This is a genomic window from Marisediminitalea alba (assembly GCF_002993365.1).
In the GTDB taxonomy this organism is placed as follows: domain Bacteria; phylum Pseudomonadota; class Gammaproteobacteria; order Enterobacterales; family Alteromonadaceae; genus Alteromonas; species Alteromonas alba.
The window spans coordinates 1-6050 of the sequence record NZ_PVNP01000179.1 but is presented as its reverse complement, the minus strand read 5'-3'; the positions used below and the strand labels follow the sequence as shown (position 1 = coordinate 6050).

Below are 6050 nucleotides of genomic sequence, written 5' to 3'. Positions count from 1 at the left end.
AAATGAACGATCTACTCATCCAACAATTACAGCAACTGCGCATGACAGGGATTGCGGATATGTTAAAACAGCAACGCGCTCAACCCAACACCTACTGTGAATTAGCCTTCGAGGAACGGTTGTCCCTGCTGGTTGACCATGAAATGAACCAAAGACGGACAAACCGCATCAACCGACTTCGTAAACAGGCACGACTCAGGTTAAATGCAACACCGGAAGAACTGTCATACGACAATGGCCGCGGATTACAAAAGCCAAGAATGGCCGATTTATTAAATGGCGGATATCTTAGTCATCATCAGAATATCATTGTTACCGGAGCCACAGGTGGCGGTAAAACCTATGTAGCTTGTGCGCTTGGTGAACAAGCGTGTCGCCAGGGAATACGTGTTGGTTACTGGCGATTACCACGATTAAACGAGCACTTACACATCGGCCACGCTGATGGCAGTTACACCAAGCAGCTAGCAACGATAGCGAAACAACAGCTACTGATCCTGGATGACTGGGGACTGGAAAAACTCACCGTCAAACAGGCAACAGACTTACTGGAGGTGGTAGAAGACAGGCACGGCGTAAGTAGCACCATCATCTGTAGTCAGCTACCTGTAGAGCAATGGCATTCAATGATAAGTAACGGCACGGTTGCCGATGCGCTACTAGATCGCCTCATCCACAATGCTCACCGGATAACCCTCACTGGGGAGTCAATGAGAAAGCAACAAACCATGAGGTAAATACCTGTGGCAGACTGCGGTCTGCCACAACTACTGATCGGGCAAGCCATAATACCAGTGATCGGGTGTATCAGAATTGGGGTGATCGAGAGGCCGGAATTAGTGATCGGGAAATGCCTAATACGCAACACTCAAGCCTATCATTGATCGAAGCTTTAAATTTGAAGAGATAGTAGCAGCGCATCACTACCTGGAGTCCAATCAGCAGATTGGTAAAATAGTGGTCGTACTTGATTAACAGATGAAGGAAAACTTTATCTGTGTGTTGTGCTGGATATGGCAGTCTGGCAACGTCCTGAGGCGACACAGGCAATACTGCTTTCGGATCGTGGAACGCAATTTACCAGCGGCGATTATCAACGGTACTTAAAAAAAACAACGACTTATTGGGGAGCATGAGTGCTGTCGGTCATTGTGCCGATATATTTTTTTACATCGAGCGGTTTCATAATCCATTAATGCGACTTAGAGTAGCGAATCAAGACAGGTAGTTTACAAACGTTTTAAACCGTCCGTAGAAACGGGGTAGAACCCCCGCCAGAACAATAAGACAAAGGGGTAGTGTATGGTAATTAACGATCTTCTCTGGCGGCGACCGCGCCATCACATGGATGTCGATGAAGCCCATGACCACGTGCACTGGGTGGAACTTTTCTTCGATCTGGTCCATGTAGTGACAATTTTCATTCTGGGGAATTACCTGTCCCATCATCTGGGGTGGCAAGGATTCTGGGTGTTTACGGGAATGTTCCTGGCGATTTTCTATGCCTGGGCAGACAGCTCGGTCTATAACTCACTGTATATCTCCACGGACATGCCGCATCGCGTGGTGATGGCACTTAAGATTGTCACAATGATGACCATCGCAGCGGCGATTCCCGACGTGGGCGGTGAAGGCTGGACGTATTTCGCGCTCGCCTATGCGTTGAATCGGGCGCTGACGGCCTATCTTTACTGGCGGGCGCGCTGTACTGACAACGCGGCCAATACGCTGGCGCAGGAACAGGCGCGGAATTTTTTCGTATTGGCCGGGGTGTTCGCGCTGTCGGCTTTTTTGCCCACACCGGTCGCCTACTGGGTCTTTGCCGCCGGCGTGGCAGCAATCCAGCTGCAGTACATGCTGCCGCGCGTGGGCACGCTCCGCTTCGAACGCTTTGTGCCTCAACTCGGACACATTTCGGAGCGCTTCGGCCTTCTGATGTTGATCTTGCTGGGTGAAGGCTTCTTTAAACTGGTGGTCACGCTGGCCGAGAAGGGCGTCTACAGCGTCAGCGCGGGTACGCTGTTCAATGTGACCATGGGCGGCTTGTCCCTCTTCGCGCTGGCCTGGACTTATTTCGACTGCGTCGGCAATGAAAAACCGAAGAGCCGCACCAGTGCCGTGCTGCTGAGATACTGGTTTGCTCACATCGTGATTTTGTGGAGTGCGGTGACGATTGGCGTTGCGCTGGCCGGAGAAGTCTACGTCGGCCTGTGGGAGCCTTATCCGCCCGGCTACGCCGCGCTTGGCTCGGTCGGCCTTGCGGTGTTTTTAGCTTCGCTATGGGCGCTGCGTCGAACCGTGGCTGATGCCACCGACAAATACCATAGCGCCGGTCTGAGGCTGTTCGGCATTGTCATGGCGCTGGTTGTGCTAGCCGTTCATCACCTCATACCGTCGATTGTCAGCAACGGCCTTTGGGCCCTGGCGCTGTTCTCGCAGATTGGTGTACCGATTTTTCTAGCGGTAAGAGATGCGCGCCGATCTGATAAAATACTGTGATGGAACATGGCTACGCCCATGCAATTTGACAATTAGCCGTCAGGGATTTGATGCGCTCTTCCTATGCTCATTAAGCCGTAGAACCACATTCTGTTCGGAAGTATTCATCAAGCCGGCCTTTTTGCTTTCGTGATCAGTGATTGTCCGTCGGCGCTGTCCACGCCGGCGCTTCGTCCTCAGTTCGCCGAGCGTTCTCCCGCATGGCGTGCCCCAGATGCTCTTCCAGCTTCATGAACAACTCCCCGTAGCGCGGGCTGAAGTAGATGCCTTCTTCAATATTGCGCCAGGCGTTGAACAGTTGGTCTTCGTTGGCAACGAAGGACTGGGTCATCCGGCGAGCGCGTTCTGGCTGGACGCCCATGGCGGTGAGGGCTTAAATTCTGGCGCGCTTTTGGGGCTCAGCGGCCTTACGGCCTAAATCGCTCATGCTTCGCTGGTCTTGTCTCCGCTGTCGTCAAGCTGAGCCCCAAAAGTTTATATAATGCCGGCTATCGGTATTGTTAATACCGATAGCGCCTTCTTTTAAACCCTGCGGTTTAAGAATGTGGTTGTTTACGGCGGTTAGCGCCGTAAAACATGAGGTAGCTAAACCTGAGGCTGATGCTAGGTTTATCTATTAAAACATATCAAGTGCTTTGTTATGATATATTAAAACATATCAATATTGAGTCTTTGGGTGGTGTGTGATATAGTTTTATAGATATTAGTGTTTAGTTGATATAGAAAGGTGCATCAAATATGAGTTATATAACCGATCAAATATTGGAAAGTTTGCGAGAGGCGCGCGCGCGTAAGGGCTTTAGCCAACGGGAGCTGAGCGCCCGCTCTGGCGTGCCGCAAAGCCATATCTCTAAAATTGAGTCGGGCGGCGTTGACCTGCGAGTATCCAGTTTGATCGCTTTGGCGCGTGTGCTTGATTTAGAGCTGTTTGTCGCGCCTAAAAAGTCAGTGCCTGCCATCAAGTCTATTATTCGTAGCGCCCAAGGGCATGATGAAGATGGGGAGCAGGTCACGCCAGCCTACAGCTTAGATGCCGATTACATGGAAGATAGCGCTGATGAATAACCCCGTATCCAATAATGTTTCCACACTCAATGTGCTGCTCTATGGCGAGCCTATCGCGACCATTACCAATGTTGGCAATGACAGAACGCTTTTTGCCTTCACAGATGCCTATGCCAACGATGAAGCGCGGCCTGTCTTGGGGCTGGGTTTTAAGGATGCGCTTGGTGGCTTGATCACGAATTTCAAACCTACCCAAACCAAGTTAACGCCGTATTTTTCCAATCTGTTGCCAGAAGAAACTATGCGTAACTATCTGGCTGAGCGCGCGAGTGTAAATCCTGCACGAGAGTTTTTCTTGCTGTGGGTGTTGGGCCAAGACTTAGCGGGAGCCATTACGGCAATGCCTGCTGATGGTGAGGCATTGCCGCCCAACGTACATGAAGAAATCGAAGAAGAGACCAAGTACGAAGCGCCTATGCGCTTTTCTTTGGCGGGTGTGCAGCTAAAATTTTCAGCCGTGCAGCATGCCAGTGGTGGATTGACTATTCCAGCCTCCGGTACAGGCGGTTCATGGATAGTGAAATTACCATCATCTCGCTTTGAGGCTGTACCAGAAAACGAATTTGCCATGATGGAAATGGCGCGCATGTTGGGTATGGACGTACCTGAAACGCAGCTACTGCCGATTGAACAGATTGCCAATATCCCTGAAGGCATTGGCAAGTTTGGTAATAGCGCATTTGCGATTAAACGCTTTGACCGCGCCAATGGACAGGCAATTCATATTGAAGACTTTGCGCAGGTTTTCGGCGTATACCCGCAGGATAAATACAAGAAAGCCAGTATGCGCAATATCGCGCAGGTTATCGGCATAGAAGGCCAAGAACAGGATATCGCCGAGTTTATCCGCAGGCTGGTGTTTAACACGTTGATCGGCAATGCCGATATGCACCTTAAAAACTGGTCGGTAATTTATAAAGATAAGCGCAACGCATCCATTGCGCCTGCTTATGATTTTGTTTCGACTATTCCTTATATTCCTGACAATAGCACCGCGCTAAAAGTTAGTCGCAGTAAGAAATTCAGTGATTTTACTCTTGACGAGCTATCGCACTTAGCCGCCAAAGCCATGCTGCCAGAGAAGCTGGTGCTGGATACAGCAAAGCAAACGGTGGAAGGCTTTTATGAGATATGGGCGAAAGAGAAAACGCATTTACCGCTGACCAAAGACATGATCGACGCAATCGATAAACACTTGCGAGACGTGCCTTTACGCTGACAAATGAATGTCAAAAAAGTATACATATTTATTGACTAAAAAGGCATTTAAGTATATAAATATGTATACTTTTCAAGCGATGTCATACACAAAAGGTAAGCGGTGAGTATAGACAAGATAGTTGCCAAGCAATATCGAGACAGAGTTAATCAAGCTGTCAGTCAGTTTGGTGACGTTGCTATACAACCTAACCACGGTCTTCCTGAAGAAGGCTGGTTAAGAACCGTGCGAACTGCACTGGGTATGACAGGTACGCAGCTTGCGAAAAAGCTGGGCGTAACCAAAGCGAGAGTTTTCAAAGCAGAGCAAGACGAGCCGCATGGCAGCGTGACATTAAAATCCATGCAGGCCATGGCCGAAGCGATGGATTGTCACTTTGTGTACGCCATAGTGCCAAAGCACAATGTGGAAGATGTCATTAAACAGCGCGCCCTAGAAAAAGCGCGTGAGCAGGTTAATACGAGCTCTACGCATATGACGCTAGAAGGCCAATCGCTCAGTAAAGAGCAGCTTGAATATGAGATTGAGCGTGTTGCTGCGCAAATCATGGATAAGATGCCTTCAGACTTCTGGAACGAAGAATAAGCACAGCAGACGTTAATACGCTGATGACGTATTGAAAAAACGGTATCTAATGCATAGATACCGAGGTTCACTTTTTAAAGCATAAAAAGTGGTTGATCCAAACGGGTGTAAATTTAGGTGTAAATAAGGGTTTTTAAGGTATGAGTGGTAGCAATTTTGTCAATGAAATCAATAAGCGAAGAACATTCGCTATCATCTCGCACCCTGATGCCGCCCAGCCTTTCAACGCTTAAAACCACCTTTCATTGCACACCACAATCACATCTCTACGTACTGAATTTAAAGGCTTTTTGTCTTTTTCTCGTTTCTTTGCTTTTCAATGATGTTCAAGCGTAACCTCGGAAAGTGTGTACAAACTTGAGTACAAATCGCCATATTTACCGTTTTTAGCCAAATTCCATGACACAAACCTAGCTGTAGGCCTTGTGCCTACTGGGTTTTAGCCAAAACTTGCCTATATTTTTTATGCCAAAAATCGAGAAATGATGGTAAGACGTTCGCGATTATCTCTAATTGTTTGCCGGTTGAGTTGGTTACCGGTTTTTTTTCTGCTGTCCTAAAAGTTCATTTGTATGGACCTGATCTTCTGAACAAATCATGCACCTTTCTGACCATCAACAAGTGATGAATCAGGCGATGATAGCTTTACATTGATTTTCAGGAGAATGCAGATGACAGCAGT

At 48.4% G+C, this 6050-nt stretch carries 6 protein-coding genes and 2 pseudogenes; all 8 read left to right on the top strand.

Features of this window, described 5'->3' with window-relative positions; genetic code table 11:
• Positions 1–2 precede the first annotated feature (2 nt).
• The 8 genes and pseudogenes from istB to C6Y40_RS15615 all read left to right on the top strand — a co-directional run bounded on the left by istB (position 3) and on the right by C6Y40_RS15615 (position 5368).
• Positions 3–737 carry an IS21-like element helper ATPase IstB gene (gene istB, locus C6Y40_RS15650; RefSeq protein ID WP_071979584.1) on the top strand — a complete coding sequence of 245 codons (735 nt, stop codon included), beginning with the start codon at positions 3–5 and terminating at the stop codon, positions 735–737.
• 127 nt (positions 738–864) lie between these two features.
• Positions 865–975, top strand: a pseudogene (locus C6Y40_RS25430) (zinc-binding dehydrogenase); the annotation flags it as partial.
• Positions 975–1266: pseudogene (locus C6Y40_RS15640) on the top strand (IS3 family transposase); the annotation flags it as partial. The pseudogenes C6Y40_RS25430 and C6Y40_RS15640, both read left to right, overlap by 1 nt.
• A gap of 36 nt (positions 1267–1302) precedes the next feature.
• A complete protein-coding gene (locus C6Y40_RS15635; protein WP_105935370.1) occupies positions 1303–2499 on the top strand; it encodes a low temperature requirement protein A in 1197 nt (398 codons plus the stop codon).
• 214 nt (positions 2500–2713) lie between these two features.
• Complete coding sequence (locus C6Y40_RS24815) at positions 2714–2917, top strand: hypothetical protein (RefSeq protein ID WP_170308517.1); 204 nt, start codon at positions 2714–2716, stop codon at positions 2915–2917.
• Between the two features lie 320 nt (positions 2918–3237).
• Entirely contained in the window at positions 3238–3564 is a 327-nt protein-coding gene (locus tag C6Y40_RS15625; RefSeq protein WP_105935369.1) for a helix-turn-helix domain-containing protein, read from the top strand.
• Positions 3557–4783: a type II toxin-antitoxin system HipA family toxin gene (locus C6Y40_RS15620; protein ID WP_105935368.1), complete on the top strand. Its 1227-nt coding sequence runs from the start codon at positions 3557–3559 to the stop codon at positions 4781–4783. Before C6Y40_RS15625 ends, C6Y40_RS15620 begins: the two co-directional genes overlap by 8 nt.
• 102 nt (positions 4784–4885) lie before the next feature.
• Positions 4886–5368: a mobile mystery protein A gene (locus tag C6Y40_RS15615; protein ID WP_105935367.1), complete on the top strand. Its 483-nt coding sequence runs from the start codon at positions 4886–4888 to the stop codon at positions 5366–5368.
• Positions 5369–6050: the final 682 nt, after the last annotated feature.